This is a genomic window from Gordonia bronchialis DSM 43247 (assembly GCF_000024785.1).
GTDB lineage: Bacteria > Actinomycetota > Actinomycetes > Mycobacteriales > Mycobacteriaceae > Gordonia > Gordonia bronchialis.
In genome coordinates, this window is the sequence record NC_013441.1 from 3,578,809 (window position 1) to 3,598,138 (window position 19,330).

The window sequence follows — 19,330 nt, forward strand, 5'->3', positions numbered from 1 at the left end:
TCTCGCCGAAATGAGCGACGACGATCTTGCCGGCGCCGCCGCTGTGGGCGACCAGGATGCCTTCGAGATCCTGGTGACGCGGCTGTCTCCCGGACTGCTGCGCTACCTGCGCCGGATGGTGACCGATCCGCAGATCGCCGAGGACCTGGCCCAGGACACCCTCCTGGATGCGTGGAAAGGGCTGCCCGACTTCGAGTTCCGCAGCACATTCCGCACCTGGATGTTCGGTATCGCACACCGCAAGACCGTCGACTATCGGCGGCGGCATCACGATGTGCCCACCGACGAGGAGAAGTTCGCCGATCTCGCAGCAACGGCCCCGCTGCCGGCCGACGAGGTGGAACGGCGAACCCTCATGGAGGCGCTACGCGCCGAACTGCCCAATCTGCCCGAGACCTCGCGAGCGGCGTGGTGGCTGCGCCATGTCGAAGGACTCAGCGTCGCCGAGATCTCGCGGGTGCTGCAGGTGAGCGAGGGCTCGGTGCGCGGCCATCTCCAGCGCAGCCGCAAGTTCTTGTCCACCCGGCTTGCTCCGTGGCGACCCTCGGATGGCGCGCCACCGGGCGCTCGCGAAACCGAACCCGCGAGAGACACCACGTCCATCGAGAGAGGAGGCCCCGGTGAGCAGTGACATCTACATCGAGGATTGCGACGACGATACCGATGCCTGGTTGATCGAGGCCGGGCGCTCGATCGACGAGCCGGAAGGCGACGTGCGACGGCTCGTCACCTCCATCTCCGCCGGGCTCGGCCGGGTCCGCAGGTCCGCCCGCATCCTGGACACCGACGACGAAGCCGTCGCGGTCAGTGACCGGATCGTGAAGCAGCTCATCGCGATCGGTGTCCGCAGAAGCGTCCAACGGCTCGTCGTGTTCGCGTCGATCGACGGCGACGGCCGCACGGTCGACGGTGTGCGAATCGGCCTCATCGCACGCTACGGCGACGACCTGGCCGCGCTCTCCGACAGCATCCGCGACGTGGTCGACGACGTGCTGATCGACACCATCGGCTCCGAGAGCTCAACGACGGCAAGACGCAACATCACCGTGCGATGGCAGGACGTGTACACCCGGGAGTGGCTGACCTGACCAGGCCAACCACGAGCCACCCCCCTGCTGGTTGAGCCGGCACGGTCGAGCGAAGCGAGACCGAGCCGTGTCGAAACCACCAGCGCGACAAGCCTATTCGCTTCGCCAGAGGCTTCCAGGCTCCTAGCTGCGTTCGTCGCATCTCGGCCGTCGCGCCATCAAGCAACCAAGGCCGCCACCAGCAGCCGCGGTAGCGTCTGGCTGGGTGCCGGTGACACCATCAGCGCTTGCCGGCACTCCAGGCATACGGGAGGTCGGCGCCGTTGAGCACGTGGTCACCCACCGCCTGCAGCTTGTAGATCAGCGGATTGTGCGCGGAGATGGTGCGGGCGTTACGCCAGTGCCGGTCGAAGCGGAGTCGCTCGGAGGTGATGGACGCGCCACCCACCTCGAAGAGTTCGGTCACCGCGGCGAGGACCAGTGGGATCACCACGCTCTGTGCTCGGGCGACATCGAATTCCACGCGGTCGAGCAGTTCCTCGTCCTGACCACCGGTAGCAAGCAACCGGTCGAGTTGGTCGGCGATGTCGAGAACAAGGGTTCGGGCGGCGTAGGCCGCACCGGCGGCCCGTCCGATCACCTGCTGTACCAACGGATCCTCGCGAGGCAGGTCGGCCGGGGCGTGGGTGAACGTCCGGTTGCGGTTGCGCACCCAGTCGGCGATGTCGTCGGTGGCGCGCTGCGCGATGCCCGCGACGACTGCGAGCTGCACGAGTTGCAGGTAGGACGTCGCATACGTACGGCCGGCCCCGCCGTAACCCGGCCCCAGGATGCGATCCTCGGTGACCGTCACATCGTTGAATTCGGTTGTGCCGCTGGCGGTCAGGCGCTGACCGAATCCGTCCCAGTCGTCGTGCTGGGTGACGCCGTCGGCTGCTGCGTCGACGAGCACCGACACCCGTTCGCCGTCCTTGTCGGCGGCGACGAGGATGTGGTCGGCGTACAGGCTGCCGGTGCTGTAGTACTTGGTGCCGTTCAGTTTCCACGACGACCCGTCCGGCGTGATCGAGGTCTGGTAGCGGCCGATGGCGCCGACGCCCGGTTCGGTGATCGCGTTGCCCACGAGTGTGCCGTCGGCAACGGCGCGTAGCCACTGATCGCGATCGGCACCGGGCTCGGCCAGCAGCTGGTCCTCGACAAACGACCAGTGCACCCGAAGTGCTTGCGGCAGATTGGATTCCGCGACCGCGAGGTCGATGAGCAGCCGGAACAACTGACGGACCGACGCGCCGAACCCGCCGAACTCCGCGGGCACCCGCAGCGCGCCGAATCGAGCCTCGCGCAACCAGCCCACCTCGTCGAAGGCCAGCGAGCGATCGTCCTCGCGCTGCACCGCTCCCTCGGCGATGCGCGCGAAGATGGGCGCGAAGATCTCGTCGAGCCGTTCGTCGGAGTAGCCGCCCGGTTCGGTCGACACCCCGGTGATGGCGGGGTCTGCGGATGGCGGGGTCGGGACGGTCGCGGTCACCAGGTGTCCTCTCGGATCGCTGTCAGGTCGCCGGTCAGTGTCGTCGCGGACCGGGCGTGCGACCACGGTTGCAACCGGGGTGATCACAACGTGAATCCCGCCATGATGTCGGGCTGGCGGGAAGTGTGGTCCGGTCACCGGGTAGATGTAGTGGTAACTCTCGACACTGTGCCGATGCCGGATGGCATCGTCGACATCTGGAAGGCGACATGGCAGAACTCGACTCCCTGGACCCCGACACCCCGGTCGTCGTCGGCGTCGGGCAGGCCTCCGAACGGCTCACCGACCCCGATTACGAAGCACTCGGCGAGGCCGCGCTCGCCGCGCGCGCCGTCGGGGCAGCGATCAGCGATGCGGGTGCGTCGACCGCCGCAATCGCCAACGCGGTGGACACCGTGGCCGCGATCCGGTCCTTCGAGATCTCCAGCCCCTTGTCCGCCTCACCCCTGGGGCGTCCGGACAATATGCCGCGGGCGGTTGCCGCGCGCACCGGACTGGACCCGCGGAAGGCGATTCAGTCGATCACCGGCGGACAGGCCCCACAGACCATGCTCGTCGAGTTGGCCGGCACGATCGCCGCCGGACGATCATCGGGTGCGGTCATCTTCGGCGCCGAGGTCATCTCGACGGTCCGGGACCTGATGACCAAGCCCGCCGACCAGCGCCCCGATTTCGGCGAGCAGATCGGCGGGCCGCTCGAGGATCGCGGCTTCGGGCTGCGCGGCATCACGAGTCTGCCTGAGGCGCGTCACGGCCTGCGCACGCCGATGCCGCAGTACGCCCTGCTGGAGAACGCCCGCCGCCATCGCCTCGGCCTCGACCGGGATGCCTACGCCCGCAGCATGGGCGAGCTCTTCGCGCCGATGACGCGGGTGGCGGCCGCGAACCCGCACGCGGCCGCCCCCACCGAGCGCTCGGCGGACGAGCTCGTGACCGTCACCGACTCCAATCGGCTTGTCGCCGACCCCTTCACCCGCCTTCTCGTCGCGCGCGATCAGGTCAACCAGGCGGCCGCGTGTGTGGTGATGTCGGTGCGGGCCGCCCGGGCCGCGGGTATCGACCCGAGCCGATGGGTCTTCCTGCACGGGCACGCCGCGCTGCAGGAACAGACGCTGATGGCACGTCCGGATCTCAGCACTGCTCCCGTCGCCGGCGCCGCACTCGACCATGCCCTCGCGGTCGCGGAGATCGGCCTCGACGACGTCGCCCACCTCGACATCTACAGCTGCTTCCCGATCGCGGTGTCCAACATCTGCGAGGCCACCGGCCTGCGGCCCGACGACCCCCGCGGCCTCACCGTCACCGGCGGCCTGCCGTTCTTCGGCGGCCCGGGCAACAACTACTCGATGCACGCGATCGCCGAGATCGTCACCCGGGTGCGGCAGTCTCCCGGCGACTACGGGGTCGTCGTCGCCAACGGCGGCATCCTCAGCAAGCACGCGGTCGGCGTCTACTCGACAACGCCCACCGGATGGCGCCACGACGACAGCGCCGGCATCCAGAAACGCCTCGACGCCCGCCCGGCCGTCCGTCGCCGCGACGACGCCGACGGGGACGCGATCATCGAGACGTTCACCGTGGTGCCGCACAAGGACGGACGACGCACCGGCATCGTCATCGGCCGGTTGGTCGACGCCACCGGCGCCGTCGGTGAGCGCTTTGTTGCCAACACCGACGCCGATGACACCGAACTCATCGACATCCTGGCCGCCGGCGACCCGATCGGGATGCCGATGGTCGCGCGGTCGACGCCGGAGGGGAACCGGGTCTACGCGAGTCGCGACACACTGCGCCGTCTGCACCCGCCGACACCGCCGGCGTTCCGGGATCACTACGAGCACATCGAGATCCGCCGCGATGGACACGTGCTCGAGGTGACCATCAACCGTCCGGAGGCGCGCAACGCATTGCATCCGGCGGCCAACGAGGAACTCGACTCCGTCTTCGACGCCTACTTCGCCGACCCCGACCTGTGGGTCGCGATCCTGACCGGAAAGGGCGACAAAGCATTCTCGGCGGGCAATGACCTCTCCGCCACGGCAAGTGGCGCCGCGTTCGCCGTCCCCAAGAACGGCTTCGCGGGTCTGACGTCGCGCGAGAGCCTGCCCAAGCCGGTGATCGCCGCCGTCAACGGGTACGCACTCGGCGGCGGTTTCGAGATCGCACTCGCGTGTCACCTGGTGGTCGCCGGTGACGACGCCACCTTCGGGCTGCCGGAGGTTCGGGTCGGGCTCGCCGCAGCCGCTGGTGGACTCGTCCGTCTGCCGCGCGCACTCGGCCCGGCGCTGGCCCGCGACATGATCCTGACCGGTCGCCGGCTGTCCGCGACCGAGGCAGCCGCAGCCGGCATCGTCAGTCGGGTCGCGCCGTCGGGCAAGACACTCGAGGTGGCGCGGGACGTGGCCGCCGAGATCCTCGCCGGTTCGCCTGCGGCCGTTCGGGGATCCCTGACCACGATGGAGAAGACCGCCACCATTGCCGACCCGATCGAGGCGATTCGCGCGAGCACCGCGGTGCTCGACGACCTCATCGCGAGTAAGGACACCCTCGAGGGCATCACCGCGTTCGTGATGAAGCGAACGCCCAACTGGTCGGGGACCTGAGCGGCGACGCTATCTACGCGGCCCGGTGGCCGGGTCGCGCCCGGTCAGGCGCAGGAGCAATGCCTCGGCGTCCGCTGCCGGCTCCGGGAGTAGGTGCCCGGATGCGTACTGACCCCCCGCAACGGCCTCCGGCGTGACGAGCCGCCGGGCGATGACGATCGCCGGACCGATTGCGCGCGAAGGCATCCGATAGTCGATACCGTTTGCCGCCGCGATATCCCAGGCGTGTACCAGCGCGTCCATCATGTTGATCGATGCCGCCTGGACGGCACTGAAGGTGCCGAACGGCAACCGACACCTGCGCGATCCATCACACGACGGCCACGCGTCGGCACTCGCCGCAACCGACTCGGCCAACGCACGTCGAAGTGGGGCCGGATCACCGCGCGGCGCCGGCGCTGTGCGCGGTGTATCGGTCTCGGCACGAGCGAACGACGTGAACTTGTCGGTCACGGCGATGATGTGGCCGACCACGTCGGCCACCGACCATCCCGCGCACCGCGACGGTCGGGGCCAGTCGCAGTCGTCGAGCACGTCGACGACGGCGACGAAGCCGTCGAGCGCCTCGGCCAACCGGGTTGCCTCGTCACGCATCGTCATCTCCGATCCGACCCTACTGGCTGATCGGCGCGAAATCCGACCACGCCTTCGGCGGCTCCTCCGCTCACCTGTCCCGGGTGGTTATGGCTCGTTGCGGCGGCATCAAGTCCGTTGCGTCGCTCGTCGGCCCGTTGTTCCTCGCGCTCATGCTCACGGTTGCCGTGGCCCCGATCCCGTCGTGGTTGCGCCGCAAGGGCTGGCCGACGTGGGCGTCGTTCCTCGTCACACTGGCACTGGTCTACGGCATTCTGATCGGTCTGTTCGCATCTCTGGTGTTCTCGGTCGCCCGGCTCGCGACGATCCTGCCCACTTACAGCGCCAAGTTCAACGATCTCGTCGGCGACTTCAAGAGCTTCCTCACCTCGCACGGGGTCAGCGAGGACAAGGTGCACGCCATCCTGTCGAACGTCGATTCCAGCAAGGTGATCTCGGTGGTCACCGACCTGCTGTCGAGCACGCTCAGCATCACCTCGGCACTGATCCTGATCCTCGCCCTGCTGCTGTTCATGGCCGCCGATGCCGTGGGCTACGACGACCGGATGGAGACGTTGCGGCGCACCCGGCCCGACATCGCGGCCGCGTTCTCGTCGTTCTCCCGCGGCACGCGCAGCTACCTGTGGGTGTCCACGGTCTTCGGCTTGATCGTCGCGGTCCTCGACACCGGTGCACTGGCGCTCATGTCGGTGCCGCTGCCGGTGCTGTGGGGGTTGCTGTCGTTCATCACCAACTACATTCCCAATATCGGCTTCGTCATCGGGGTGATTCCGCCGGCACTGCTCGCGTTGCTCGACGGCGGGCCGGACAAGATGCTGCTGGTCATCATCGTCTACAGCGTGATCAACGTGATCATCCAGTCGGTGATCCAGCCGAAGTTCGTCGGCGACGCCGTCGGGCTGTCGACGACGCTCACGTTTGTCTCGCTCCGTTTCTGGTCGTGGGTGATCGGCCCGCTCGGCGCGATCCTCGCCGTGCCCCTGACCATGATGGCCAAGGCACTGCTCATCGACATCGATCCGGCCACCCGATGGGCCGACGTCCTGCTGTCGTCGTCGAGTCCGCGAAAGCCCGACGACGACGCAGCCGAGAGCACGGCCACCGCTGACGATCCACCGGGTGGCGATCCAGACGTGCCGCCCGGGACCGTGGCCTCGACGCCGTGAACGCTCGCCGGTGACCTGGTTGACGGTGAGCAGACCCGGGGGTTCGCTTGTGGGGAGACATTGGGTAGATTTCTCACCACAGCATTCTGATCACACCCGTTTACAGATAGGCATCGCCCGCCATGGACATGAACTGGTCGGAGGCCGACACCGCGTTTCGCGACGAGGTCCGCGCCTTCCTCGACGAGAAACTGACGCCCGACCTGCGTGCCGCGGGCACCCTCCGGACGAGTGTCTACGCCGACCACGAGGCGTCGATGACCTGGCAGGCGATCCTGCACGAGCGCGGCTGGGCCGCACCGGCCTGGCCGGTCGAGTACGGCGGTTGCGATTGGTCGCTCACCCAGCACTACATCTTCAGCCGCGAGTCCATCCTCGCCGGCGCTCCTGCCCTGTCCCCCATGGGAATTCGCATGGTGTCGCACGCCATCATGGCCTTCGGCACCCAGGAGCAGAAGGACTTCTTCCTACCCGGAATCCTCGACGGCAGCGTGTTCTTCTGCCAGGGCTACTCCGAGCCGGAATCCGGCTCCGACCTCGCCTCGCTGTCGATGGCCGCGGTCAGCGACGGCGACGATCTGGTGGTGACCGGCAGCAAGATCTGGACCACCCACGCCGCCGAGGCCAATTGGATCTTCTGTCTGGTCCGCACCTCACGACTCGAGCGCAAGCAGCAGGGCATCACCTTCCTGCTGATCGACATGAACTCCCCCGGGGTCGAGGTGCAGCCGCTGGTGTTCGCGTCCGGTGAGCAGGTGCAGGCGCAGGTCTTCTTCGACGGTGTGCGCGTCCCCAAGAAGAACGTGCTCGGAAAGATGGACGACGGCTGGACCGTCGCGAAGTATCTGCTGGTCTTTGAGCGTGGTGGCGGCGCTGCGGCTCCGGCCCTGCAGGTCATGGCCGAGACCCTCGGACAGGACGCGGCACATGTGACTGCGCCGAACGGCGGTCCACTGTCCGAGGACCCTGCCTTCGTCCACAAGCTCGCCGACCTCAAGGTGCGCGCCAAGATCCTCGAGGTGCTCGAGTACCGGGCACTCGCCGCCATGAGTTCCGGCAAGGATCCGGGGTCGATCGCGTCGATGCTCAAGATCCTCGGAACCGAACTGAGCCAGGAGATCACCACCCTGGCGCTGGAGGCAGCCGGACCACACGGTCGCGTCTTCCAGCCGCATGCCACACGTCCGGGCGGCCCGATCTTCCAGTACACCGCCCCCACCGACGGTTACGTCAGTGGCGAAGCGTGGCAGGCCGTCGCCCCCCTGCACTACTTCAATGACCGGGCCGGCTCGATCTACGCCGGCAGCAACGAAATCCAGCGCAACATCCTGGCCAAAGCCGCTCTGGGTCTGTAAGAGGAGACGAGACTGATGGACTTCACACTGACACCCGAGCAGCAACTCCTCGCCGACGGGCTGGGCAAGTTCCTCGACGCCCGCTACGACCTGCAGGCCAGCCGTGAGGCGGTCAAGGTCGGAGCCGGATGGCAGCCCGAGATCTGGCGTGCACTCGCCGACGAACTCGGCGTCATCGGGGCCTGCCTGCCCGAGGCCGTGGGTGGCGACGACGGCGGACCCGAAGAGCTGATGGTGGTGACCGAGGCGTTGGGCCATGCCCTCGTCGTCGAACCGTTCGTCGACTCGGTGGTCCTCGGCGCACGCCTGTTGCACGCCACCGGCGCCGAGCCCGCCCTGGCCGCGGCCCGGCGGATCGCTGCCGGCGAGGCCGTGAGTGCCCTTGCCGCACTGGAGGATTCCTCCGGAGGCGTACTCTCCCGCATCGCCACGAGCGCCGACCGCGACGGCGACGGCTGGGTCATCAACGGCACCAAGGCCGTCGTCACCTCCGCACCGATCGCCGACTACCTGATCGTCAGCGCACGCACCGCGGGCGAACCCGATGACCCCGCCGGTGTCTCGCTGTTCCTACTCGAACTCGGCGACAACGCCCCGGCCGGCCTCACCTCACATCCGTTGCGCACCATCGACGATCGGGTGGCCGCCGACCTGGTGTTCACCGATGTCCGGGTACCCGCCGACGCGCTGATCGCCGAGAGCGCCATCGACCTTCTCGAACGCGCCTGGGACGAGGCGACCGCCGCGGTGGTCTCCGAGGCCGTCGGCCTGATGCGCAAGGTCTTCACCGACACCGTCGAGTACGCCAAACAGCGACAGCAGTTCGGCGTGCCGATCGGCAGTTTCCAGGCGCTGCAGCACCGCATGGTCGACATGCACCTCGAGCTCGAACAGTCGGTCGCGGCACAGTATTTCGCGATCCTGTCGCTCGACGACGCGCCCGCCGAACGTGCGGCTGCGGTCTCTGCCGCGAAGGCCACCATTTCCCGCGCGGCCCGCTTCATCGGCCAGAACGCGGTGCAGTTGCACGGCGGCATGGGCATGACCGAGGAACTGGCCATCGGGCATTACTTCAAGCGCCTCACCGCCGTCGAATACGAGTTCGGTACCGCCGACGCACATCTCGCGAGGTTCGCGGCGTCTTCCTGAGCTGAGGTTGCCCGCTGAGGTTGCCCGTTGACTCGCCTGGCGAGTCAATGGGCAACGCCCGGGCTCACCTGTCCAGCCACACCGGCTCTCGTTTCGCGAGGAACGCCCCGATTCCCTCCTGGGCGTCGCAGGTCACCGCATTGGTCGCCATGGTGTCCGACATGAGGTCGTACGCGGCATCCTCGTCGAGCTCGATCTGCCGGTAGAAGGCCTGCTTACCGATCGACACCGTCGACGCGCTCGACGATGCGATCCGGGTGGCCAGTTCGCGCACGGTCGATTCCAGCTCGTCGTCGTCGACGACGCTGCCGATCAGTCCCCAGTCCGCGGCGGTCTCGGCATCGATGGGATCGCCGGTGAGCAGCATGTGCATGGCCCGCTTGCGGCCGATCGCGCGGGTCAGGGCGACCATCGGAGTCGAGCAGAAGAGCCCGATCCGCACCCCGGGTGTGCTGAACCGCGCTGAGCGACCGGCGATTGCGAGATCACAGGTGGCCACCAACTGGCATCCGGCCGCGAACGCCATACCCGCCACCTCCGCGATCACGGGTTGCCGGATGCGGTGGACGGTCCGCATCATCTCGACACAGGTGTCGAAGACGGCCTTCTCGTCGTCGAGGGTGCGGTCGACGAGTTCGGTCAGGTCGTGTCCCGCGGAGAACGCGGGTCCCAGCGCGCGGATGATCACCACCCGCACCGCGGGATCGTCGTCGAATCCGGTCAGCGCCGCGGAGATCTCGCGCATGACCGCCGAGGACAGCGGGTTACGCCGCCGGGCCTGCGTCAGCGTGATGACGCCCAGCGGGCCGTCGACCACCGACTCAACCGCCGCACGTTCGCCGTTCGCCGTGTCGCCCGCTTCGCTGTCACTCATCGCGAGTCCTTCCAGTGGATGTCGGCCGTTATCCCACTGTGGCCCACCCGGCGGGCCCGCGTGGCCGATTCCGTGCACCCCATCCCGACCGCATCCGACGGCGACGGGAGTAGAGTGACGCGGGCCACTCGACGACCACAAGCGACGAAAGGCCACCGCGTATGACCGTCACCACCAAGCGACCGGACAGCGCCGACATCTCTTACGTCAGCACCGATCCCGACCTGCCCCCGGTCGCCATCATCGATCGCAGCCCGATGACGTTGACCAAGAAGATCATCTTCGCGGTCGTCGCTCTCATCGGTGCGGTTGCCTGGGCGATCGTCGCCTTCGTCCGGGGCGAGTCGGTCAACGCGGTCTGGTTCGTGGTCGCCGCGATCTGCACCTATGTGATCGCCTACCGCTTCTATGCGCGGCTGATCGAGATGAAGATCGTGCAGCCGCGCGACGACCATGCGACGCCGGCCGAGGTGCTCGACAACGCGCAGGACTACATGCCGACCGACCGGCGCGTGCTGTTCGGTCATCACTTCGCCGCGATCGCCGGCGCCGGCCCGCTGGTGGGGCCGGTGCTCGCCGCGCAGATGGGCTATCTGCCGGGCACCATCTGGATCATCATCGGCGCCGTCCTCGCCGGCTGTGTGCAGGACTACCTCGTATTGTCGATCTCGATGCGACGACGCGGCCGCAGCCTGGGCCAGATGGCCCGCGACGAACTCGGAGCAATCGGTGGGACGGCCGCGATCGTCGCCGTCTTCGTCATCATGATCATCCTGATCGCGGTCCTCGCCCTGGTGGTGGTCAACGCGCTCGCGGACAGCCCATGGGGCGTCTTCTCGATCGCCATGACCATCCCCATCGCGTTGTTCATGGGCGTCTATCTCCGTTTTCTCCGTCCCGGCCGGGTCAGCGAGATCTCGGCGATCGGCGTGGTCCTGCTGCTGGCGGCGATCGTCGCCGGCCGATACGTCGGCGAATCCTCGTGGGGCCACGACTGGTTCAGTCTGTCCCCGGTGGTGCTCAGCTGGTGCATCATCCTCTACGGCGTCGCCGCGGCGATCCTGCCGGTGTGGCTGCTGCTCGCCCCGCGCGACTATCTGTCCACCTTCATGAAGGTGGGCACCATCGCGCTGCTGGCGATCGGCATCCTCATCGTGCAGCCCGTGATGAAGGCTCCCGCGGTCAGCGAATTCGCGTGGAACGGCAAGGGTCCGGCGTTCTCCGGGGCGCTGTTCCCCTTCCTGTTCATCACCATCGCCTGCGGTGCCCTGTCCGGTTTTCACGCGCTCATCTCCTCGGGCACCACGCCCAAACTCCTGGCCAAGGAGGGACAGGCGCGGATCATCGGTTATGGCGGCATGCTCACCGAGTCGTCCGTGGCGATCATGGCGCTGATCACCGCGTGCATTCTCGATCAGCACGTCTACTTCGGCATGAACGCCCCCAAGAACCTCACCCAGGGCACCGCGCAGGGGGCCGCCGACTACGTGAACGGTCTCGGCGTGTCGGGTGAACCCATCACCGCCGAACACTTCGAGCAGGCCGCACAGGGTGTCGGTGAGGCCAGCATCGTGTCCAAGACCGGTGGTGCCCCGACCCTCGCGATGGGCATGGCGGACACTCTGCAGCAGGCGATCGGCGGAGAGTCGTTGCGCGCCTTCTGGTATCACTTTGCGATCATGTTCGAGGCGCTGTTCATCCTCACCACGGTCGACGCCGGGACCCGGGTGGCCCGATTCATGCTCTCCGACGGTCTCGGTAACCTGCCCGGGGCCAAGCGATTCAAGGATCCGTCCTGGCGCCCGGGGGCGTGGCTGTGCACCGTGATCGTGGTGGCCGCCTGGGGTTCCATCCTGCTGATGGGTGTCACTGATCCGCTCGGCGGCATCAACACGTTGTTCCCGCTGTTCGGCATCGCCAATCAGTTGCTCGCCGCGGTGGCCCTCACCGTTGTCACCGTCATCATGGTGAAAAAGACGCTCTACAAATGGATCTGGATACCGGCCGTACCTCTCGTCTGGGATCTGATCGTGACGATGACGGCGTCGTGGCAGAAGATCTTCTCGGCCAACCCCTCGATCGGCTACTGGGCACAGCACAGCGATTTCGTGGATGCCCGTGATCAGGGACTCACCACTTTCAAGACCGCCAAGAACGCCGATGAGATCGACGCCGTCATCCGTAACACGTTTGTGCAGGGAACCCTGTCGATCGTGTTCGCGGTGCTCGTCCTGATCGTCGCGATCGCCGGTGCCGCACTCTGTGTCAAGTCGATTCGTGCCGGTGGGCTACCGACCACCGAGGACGAGCCCGTTCCGTCGCGGATCTTCGCACCGAGCGGTCTCATCGAGACTCCCGCGGAGCGTGCCATCGAGAAGGAGTGGGCCGCTCATCATGCGCGGGAACGAACCCGAGGTGCCGATCCGCACGCCGAGTCCGCCGCCGGAGAATCCGGATGAGCCTCAATGTGCGCCGGCACGTCGCCGGAATCGGGCGCTACATCGGCGATCTGATGGGTGACCGGCACTACCAGTACTACCTCGAGCATCATCGTCGTCACCATCCCGACGATCCGCCGATGTCCGAGCGGGAGTACTGGCGCACCCGGCACGCCGCGCAGGATCGGTCGCCACAGGGACGATGCTGCTGATCGGGCTGCAAATCCTGTTGCTACTCAGGCACTCTCACGCTCGGCACGAACAAGCGCGACGCATGCCGTGACCGCCGGTTCGACGATGGCGGCAAGCGGTTGGCCGGCCTCCACCGCGTTGGCCGTCAACTCCCGGATGCCGCCCCAGAGAACGACGGCGATCTCGCGCGACATCGGCGTGATACCGGCGGCCAGCATCACCTCGGTCGAGGTGATGTCGGTGAACAGCGTGATCCACGATTCCATGGCCTCGGCCTTCATCTGCTGCACCGAAGACGTCGGCGTCGCCGCGGCACCCAGCGCCGGTAGGTCCCGAATCCAGCTGAGGGTCAAGGCGCGCCGGCTGTCGTTGATCGCCGCGTAGGCGGTCACCGCCTGACGGATCTGCGTCCGCCAGGGGGCCGCCGCGTCGATCCTGTCGACGATGTGGCGGATCGTCGCCTCGTTGGCCACGCGGAGGAGTTCGACGAAGCAGTCCTGTTTGTCGTCGAACTCCTGATAGAACGTTCGACGCGACGTCCGCGCCACCCGCACGACGTCGGCGACGGTGGAGTCGCGGTACCCGCGATCGCCGATGCAGGTGAGCATTGCGTCGAGAAGCCGGCCACGGACCGACCCATCCGTCGCCAGATCCAGCGGCGCGGCGGCTGACTCGATACTCGACATGCCTCGAGGATAAGGCCTTGTCTGCGGTGGTACATGAGCGTACCGTCCCTGGTACAGCCATGTACCAGGTGCGCGGTCCCCGAGCGCCCGTCGCACCGCGTGTCTCGCGCCCCGCCACGAGGAGAGCACCCGATGACCACCAGCACATCGACGGCCGGTCCGCAGACCCCGCCCACCGCCGCGCCGCCGGCGGTCCGGCTCCCCAAGGCGATCGCCGGCGTCGGATTCATCGCCTCCCGACGCCGCGTGCTGCGCTTCTGGCAGCGCCGCCTCGGCGACACCTTCTCCCTCGACCTCCCGATCTTCGGATCTTGCGTGATCATCTCCGATCCGACACTGGCCAAGCAGTTGTTCACCGCGGGCGACAAGGTGCACAACGTGCAACCCAACCTCGGCCGCGTTCTCGGCGACGGTTCGGTGTTCTCTCTCGAGGGCAATCAGCACCGGCTGCGCCGCAAGCTGCTCACGCCTCCCCTACACGGCAAACGGATCCGGACATACGAGTCGATCATCGAGGAGGAGACCCTCGCCGAGATCTCGACCTGGCCGACGGACCGCACGTTCGCCACTCTCGAGCCGATGATGCGGATCACGCTCAACGTGATCCTGCGTGCCGTATTCGGCGCTGCCGGAACCGATCTCGACGATCTGCGCCGCATCATCCCACCGCTTGTGGAAGCCGGATCGCGGGCTGCGACCCTACCGCCGCTGCCCCCGGTGCTGCGACGTGTCGATCCCTATCACCGGCTCGCCATCCGCCGGACGGAGTATCAGCGCGTCATCGGTGACCTCATCGCCCGCTCACGCGACGACGCGAATCTCGCCGACCGGGACGACATCCTCGCCCTCCTGGTGAGCAGCCGCTACGACGACGGTTCCCCGATGTCCGACGCCGACATCGCCGACGAGTTGCTCACCCTGCTCGCCGCCGGGCACGAGACCACGGCCACCACACTGGCGTGGGCCTTCGAGCGACTCTCCCGCAATCCCGGCGCACTCGACCGCCTGGTGGCCGAGGTCGACGAGGGTGGCAGCCAATGGCGGCATGCCGTCATCTCCGAGGTGCAGCGTTCCCGGCCGGTCATCGATCTGGCCGGTCGGCACGTGGTCGCCGACGCGCTCGAACTCGGTCCGTGGCGCATCCCGCGTGGTCGCAACGTCATCGTCGCCATCTCCCTGCTGCACGACGACAGCCGGGTGTTCACCGATCCGGAACGCTTTGATCCGAGCCGGTTCATCGACGCCACACCGTCGGCCGCCTGGCTGCCCTTCGGCGGCGGGACGCGCCGGTGCATCGGCGCCGCGTTCGCCACGATGGAGATGGAGGTGGTGCTGCGCACGGTGATGCGTGAGCTCGTGGTCGAACCGACCACCGCACGCTCGGAACGCTGGCATTCCCGCGGAGTCGCCTACGCCCCGCGCCGGGGCGGTCGCATCGCCGTCCGGCGCCGCTGACCCGGTCGCGCCGTCGACGCACCTTCTCGCAAGCCCCGGCACGGTCGCAAAGCCGGACTCGGCCCGACTTTCACGTGACGCACCGCACATTCTCGGTGTGACCTTCGTCATCTGACGCATCCCCCGCATGACCGCGAGTCAACGGCCCGACACGCCGCCGTGCGCAGGCGATTCGCCGAAACCTGCCAGCGTTATCACAGCGTTACAAATTCGGCCCAGGTCACGGATGCGACGTGACCTTTCCGTTACCAATCGCTAGCGTCGCCCTCGGTCCGAAGATCGATTGCCCGGCACCCGCCGGGTGGAGATAGGAGGAACGAAGACCATGAGCATGACGAAACTCGTCGCTCGCGCTGCCGTCGTCGGCGCGCTGACCGCTGCCCCGTTCGGCCTGCTGGCCACCACCGCCTCGGCGGACACCCACAACTGGGACGCCGTCGCCCAGTGCGAGAGCGGCGGCAACTGGGCCATCAACACCGGCAACGGCTACTACGGTGGCCTGCAGTTCACCCAGAGCACCTGGGAAGCCAACGGTGGTAGTGGATCCGCCAGCAACGCATCGCGTGAGGAGCAGATCCGGGTGGCCGAGAACGTTCTCGCCACCCAGGGACCGGGCGCATGGCCCGTCTGCGGCCAGTACCTCTGAGCATTGCTCGCACGAGCACAGCACTGAGGACGACCACCTCGGATTGACACCAGCCGGTGCACCGCCAGCCCGCGGTGCACCGGCTGTCGTCGCTTCAGCGGGTGCGATCCCCGGCAGCGGATGGAGATGCCGCGCCGGACCCGACGACGCGGGCCAGTAGCGGGAACAGCAAGACCGTGGTGGCACCGGCGGCAACCATCGTGGACGCGAGTTCGGCGTCGAGCAGGTTCCCCCGAACCGCGACATCGGTGACGGCGACGATGATCGGCAATCCGGTGGCACAATAGAGCGCCAGTTGCACCCGCTCGCGCGGGGACGCCAGATTCGCGCCGTGGGTGACGAATCGTTCGCTCAACCACACGGGTACGCCGCGCGCGAGCGCGATGGCGAGAACGAAACCGGCCCAGGTCCCGGGTTTGGCGAGGACCGCATGCACGTCGATGGCCATGCCGGACATGACGAAGAAATCGGGATGAACACCCCGAAGCCGATCACCTCCAGCGACTCGGACATCTCTGGGCCGCGCTCACCGATCAGGCGTCGCAGGATGATCCCGGCCGCGAACGCCCCCAGCACCACGTCCAGGTCGAACACCGCGGCCACCGCCATCAGCGCCACCAGCAGCAGGAACACCACGCGGACCGGGAGCTGGAAGGTCCCGCCGTTCATCTCGGTCAGCGATTCACCCAGGAACGGGATGCGTCGGATCAGACGTGCCGGCACCAACGCTGTGACCACCGCAGCAAGCCCGAACAGAATCAGCACCACCACGGCCGCCCCGATGCTGCGGCTGGTCAACAGCAGCGACATCGCCAGAATCGGGCCCAACTCCCCCACCGCACCGTTCGCCATCACCGCCCGACCGAGCGGCCGGTTCAGCAAACCGAGCTGTTTGATGATCGGCAGCAGAGTGCCCAGCGCGGTGGAGGTCATCGCGATGGCCACCCCGCGACCGTCGTGATCTCTGCCCCGGAGACCAACAGCGCGACGAATCCCGTTGCGAGTGCCAGACTCACCAGCCACGTGAGACCGGCAACCCGGGCGGGGCGACCCCCGAGCAGCCGAACGTCGAGCTCGAAACCGGCCAACAGGAACAGCATGCCGAGCCCGAGTTCCTTGAGGATCGAGAGCCCGTCGCCCGACGCCCATCCCAAAAGATGCGGTCCGATCACCATCCCGGCCACCAGAAGCAGAACCGTGTCGGGCACGTAGCCACGCGTGAGCCGGGCCGTGACGGGTGAGAGCACCGCGACGAGTGCGATCCAGAAGAGGGATTCGATCGCCGCGCCGTCGGCCGTCGCCGCAGTCGCCTCGGCCAGCACCGTCATGGGGTCATCCTGACATGACCGACGGGTACCGACAGCCCGTCCTGGACGCAAAAGTCGGGCGCGCTCGTCGGCGTTGTGCCTATCATCGGTCCCGATCGAGGGGGCGAAACGTCAGGAGCGCGGGCGCCATGGACACCACTGACACCACCGACACGACCGACACCACCGACGAGACGGCAGCTGCCACCACCGAGGACGGGGCGGTCCCGTCCACCGAGGCCGATCGCACCACTTTGTCCATGTCGCTTCTGATGACACCGGACATGGCGAACTTCGCCGGCAATGTCCACGGTGGCACTCTGCTCAAACTGCTCGATCAGGTCGCGTACGCGTGCGCGAGCCGCTATTCGCGGCGCTACGCGGTGACGTTGTCGGTGGACCGGGTCATCTTCCGCGAACCGATCCGGGTCGGTGAACTGCTCATCCTGTCGGCGTCGATCAACTACACCGGTCGCACCTCGATGGAGGTGGGCATTCGGGTGGAGACCGAGAACATCCACACCGGCGTGCGCCGCCACACCAACAGCTGCTATTTCACGATGGTCGCCACCGACGACGACGGCAAACCACATCCGGTACCGCAATTGTTGCCGCGCAACGACATCGAGGTGCGGCGCTACCAACAGGCGCAAGAACGCCGGAATGCACTGCGATCGGCACGCTGAGCACGGCGGCGCGGAATCAGCCGCTCGGCGATCGCCGCGATCCCGGCTGCTGGCGCGGCATCCGGTTCGGCGGAACCGGATACGGCACCCCGTGACCGAGCGTCCCGGTGGCCACGTTGGGTCCACAGACCAGGAGCGAATTCTTCGCGGCCGGAACCGGATCGCCGAATCGCGGACGAGCCGCATTCGGCCGCCGCGCGAAATCGAAGGCCGAGGACATATCACCGACGACGCGCCGGCGCCACGGTGTCAGGTTGGGGACCTCGACCCCGAACCGCTTCTCGATCAACCTCAACTGCGACGTGTGGTCAAAGGTCTCCGATGCCACCAGACCGCCGCGGCTGTAGGGCGAGATGACGAAACACGGCACACGATAACCGAGGCCGATCGGCCCGCGAATTCCCTTGGACGACTTCACCGCGTTGATATTGGGGACACTCACGTACTCCCCCGCGGTTCCCGGCGGCGCCGTCGGTGGCGTCACGTGGTCGAAGAAGCCGCCGTTCTCGTCGTAGCTGATGATCAGCGCGGTCTTCCCCCACACCGCGGGATTGGACGTGAGGATGTCGAGGAGTTGGACCACCCCGACGGCCCCGAGTGCCGCCGGCAGCGCCGGGTGTTCACAGGTGATGGCCGACGGGATGACCCAGGACACCTTGGGCAGGCGGTCAGCTTTGACGTCGGCGGCGAATCCCTGCGGGTAGACCGGGTCGATGCCGCGCCTCGCCAGTTCCGACCGCGGGTCGCGCGCCTGCCGGAAGCACCCCATCATCCCGTCCAGGATCACCGACGAGACCGGACCGATGTCGCGGTTGTTGTAGATCTTCCAGCTCACCCCGGCGTCGCGCAGATTCTCCGGCATGGTTCGCCACGAGTACACGAACTTCGGTATCAGCGTTGGTGTTTCGAGCAGGGGTCCACCGTGGTGACCGTCCGGGTCGATAGATGCGCTCATCCAGTACAGCCGGTTGGGATCGGTGGGCCCGAGCACCGAGCAACGGTAGTTGTCGCACAGTGTGAACGCTTCTGCCAGTGACCGGTGCACGGGGATGTCGGCGCGCTCGTAGTACCCCATCAGGCGGGCGCGTTGGCCGGGCCCACCGAGCGCACCGACATGGGCAGCCATCCGTCGTTGCGGCCGTGATTCCAGGCGGCGTGCATGCCCGCCCAGGAGTGGTCGGGGTCGTTGATGCAGTCCCCGTCGAGGTTGGCGTCGTGGCGGGTGTCGAGCCGGAACGGCAGGGTGTACCCGCTGCGGGTCGGGCCCTTGCCGGGCGCCCACCCGTACTGCTTGAACGCCGGCGACTCCTCGCCGAAACCCCGGACGCCGGAATAGGTTCCGAAGTAGTGATCGAAGGACCGGTTCTCCTGCATGAACAGGACGATGTGCTCGATGTCGGCGAGCGATCCGGTACCCGCGGGGTCGGCCGACGCGTAGGCCTTGTCGATGATCGGCGCAGCCCAGGACGTCAACAGCGCACCGCCGCCCGCGGCACTGACCGGGCGATGAACTCACGGCGGGACAACCCCGCGAACAACCCCTGCGACACGACGCGACCTCCCGCTCCACCCCGGTGCAGCGCACCGCCGGCGCGAGTCATCCTACGGTTAGCGGGCCGCTCG

At 67.4% G+C, this 19,330-nt stretch carries 15 protein-coding genes and 2 pseudogenes; 11 read left to right on the top strand and 6 right to left on the bottom strand.

Annotated features, from left to right (window positions below; genetic code table 11):
- Positions 1 to 10: 10 nt before the first annotated feature.
- Positions 11 to 631 (top strand): RNA polymerase sigma factor, encoded by a 621-nt coding sequence (locus GBRO_RS16685; protein WP_012835071.1) that lies wholly within the window; start codon positions 11 to 13, stop codon positions 629 to 631.
- Positions 621 to 1,088, top strand: a complete 468-nt coding sequence (locus GBRO_RS16690) for a hypothetical protein (RefSeq protein WP_012835072.1) — start codon at positions 621 to 623, stop codon at positions 1,086 to 1,088. Before GBRO_RS16685 ends, GBRO_RS16690 begins: the two co-directional genes overlap by 11 nt.
- A 220-nt stretch (positions 1,089 to 1,308) precedes the next feature.
- On the opposite strand, the gene GBRO_RS16695 is transcribed toward GBRO_RS16690, so the two are convergent.
- A complete protein-coding gene (locus GBRO_RS16695) occupies positions 1,309 to 2,556 on the bottom strand; it encodes an acyl-CoA dehydrogenase family protein (RefSeq protein ID WP_012835073.1) in 1,248 nt (415 codons plus the stop codon).
- Between the two features lie 209 nt (positions 2,557 to 2,765).
- Here GBRO_RS16695 and GBRO_RS16700 point away from each other — a divergent pair, with 209 nt between their 5' ends.
- Positions 2,766 to 5,159, top strand: coding sequence for an acetyl-CoA acetyltransferase (locus tag GBRO_RS16700; RefSeq protein WP_012835074.1), 2,394 nt, complete (start codon positions 2,766 to 2,768; stop codon positions 5,157 to 5,159).
- A 9-nt stretch (positions 5,160 to 5,168) separates the two neighbouring features.
- On the opposite strand, the gene GBRO_RS16705 is transcribed toward GBRO_RS16700, so the two are convergent.
- Positions 5,169 to 5,753 (bottom strand): TIGR03086 family metal-binding protein, encoded by a 585-nt coding sequence (locus GBRO_RS16705; protein WP_012835075.1) that lies wholly within the window; start codon positions 5,751 to 5,753, stop codon positions 5,169 to 5,171.
- Positions 5,754 to 5,842: 89 nt separating this feature from the next.
- Between GBRO_RS16705 and GBRO_RS16710 the strand changes: the two genes are divergently transcribed.
- From GBRO_RS16710 to GBRO_RS16720, 3 genes are all read left to right on the top strand, one after another.
- A complete protein-coding gene (locus GBRO_RS16710; RefSeq protein WP_012835076.1) occupies positions 5,843 to 6,919 on the top strand; it encodes an AI-2E family transporter in 1,077 nt (358 codons plus the stop codon).
- 122 nt (positions 6,920 to 7,041) lie between these two features.
- Complete coding sequence (locus tag GBRO_RS16715; RefSeq protein ID WP_012835077.1) at positions 7,042 to 8,274, top strand: acyl-CoA dehydrogenase family protein; 1,233 nt, start codon at positions 7,042 to 7,044, stop codon at positions 8,272 to 8,274.
- A 15-nt stretch (positions 8,275 to 8,289) separates the two neighbouring features.
- Positions 8,290 to 9,423 (top strand): acyl-CoA dehydrogenase family protein, encoded by a 1,134-nt coding sequence (locus tag GBRO_RS16720; RefSeq protein ID WP_012835078.1) that lies wholly within the window; start codon positions 8,290 to 8,292, stop codon positions 9,421 to 9,423.
- A gap of 64 nt (positions 9,424 to 9,487) precedes the next feature.
- Here GBRO_RS16720 and GBRO_RS16725 read toward each other — a convergent pair whose 3' ends face one another.
- Positions 9,488 to 10,297 (bottom strand): enoyl-CoA hydratase, encoded by an 810-nt coding sequence (locus GBRO_RS16725; protein ID WP_012835079.1) that lies wholly within the window; start codon positions 10,295 to 10,297, stop codon positions 9,488 to 9,490.
- Between the two features lie 161 nt (positions 10,298 to 10,458).
- Here GBRO_RS16725 and GBRO_RS16730 point away from each other — a divergent pair, with 161 nt between their 5' ends.
- Together GBRO_RS16730 and GBRO_RS16735 are read left to right on the top strand one after the other, a co-directional pair.
- Positions 10,459 to 12,756 carry a carbon starvation CstA family protein gene (locus tag GBRO_RS16730; RefSeq protein ID WP_012835080.1) on the top strand — a complete coding sequence of 766 codons (2,298 nt, stop codon included), beginning with the start codon at positions 10,459 to 10,461 and terminating at the stop codon, positions 12,754 to 12,756.
- Complete coding sequence (locus GBRO_RS16735) at positions 12,753 to 12,947, top strand: YbdD/YjiX family protein (RefSeq protein WP_012835081.1); 195 nt, start codon at positions 12,753 to 12,755, stop codon at positions 12,945 to 12,947. The genes GBRO_RS16730 and GBRO_RS16735 overlap by 4 nt, the downstream gene beginning before the upstream one ends.
- Before the next feature lie 24 nt (positions 12,948 to 12,971).
- On the opposite strand, the gene GBRO_RS16740 is transcribed toward GBRO_RS16735, so the two are convergent.
- Positions 12,972 to 13,613, bottom strand: a complete 642-nt coding sequence (locus GBRO_RS16740; RefSeq protein ID WP_012835082.1) for a TetR/AcrR family transcriptional regulator — start codon at positions 13,611 to 13,613, stop codon at positions 12,972 to 12,974.
- Between the two features lie 132 nt (positions 13,614 to 13,745).
- On the opposite strand from GBRO_RS16740, the gene GBRO_RS16745 reads away from it, so the two are divergent.
- Both GBRO_RS16745 and GBRO_RS16750 read left to right on the top strand, forming a co-directional pair.
- The gene (locus GBRO_RS16745) at positions 13,746 to 15,068 is read left to right on the top strand and encodes a cytochrome P450 (RefSeq protein WP_012835083.1); all 1,323 of its coding nucleotides are present in this window, start codon (positions 13,746 to 13,748) and stop codon (positions 15,066 to 15,068) included.
- 325 nt (positions 15,069 to 15,393) lie between these two features.
- The gene (locus GBRO_RS16750; RefSeq protein ID WP_012835084.1) at positions 15,394 to 15,714 is read left to right on the top strand and encodes a transglycosylase family protein; all 321 of its coding nucleotides are present in this window, start codon (positions 15,394 to 15,396) and stop codon (positions 15,712 to 15,714) included.
- A 94-nt stretch (positions 15,715 to 15,808) separates the two neighbouring features.
- On the opposite strand, the pseudogene GBRO_RS16755 reads toward GBRO_RS16750, so the two are convergent.
- Positions 15,809 to 17,042, bottom strand: a pseudogene (locus GBRO_RS16755) (cation:proton antiporter).
- 128 nt (positions 17,043 to 17,170) lie between these two features.
- On the opposite strand from GBRO_RS16755, the gene GBRO_RS16760 reads away from it, so the two are divergent.
- Positions 17,171 to 17,707: an acyl-CoA thioesterase gene (locus GBRO_RS16760; RefSeq protein WP_012835085.1), complete on the top strand. Its 537-nt coding sequence runs from the start codon at positions 17,171 to 17,173 to the stop codon at positions 17,705 to 17,707.
- Positions 17,708 to 17,723: 16 nt separating this feature from the next.
- On the opposite strand, the pseudogene GBRO_RS16765 reads toward GBRO_RS16760, so the two are convergent.
- A pseudogene (locus GBRO_RS16765) lies at positions 17,724 to 19,257 on the bottom strand (phospholipase C).
- Positions 19,258 to 19,330 lie beyond the last annotated feature (73 nt).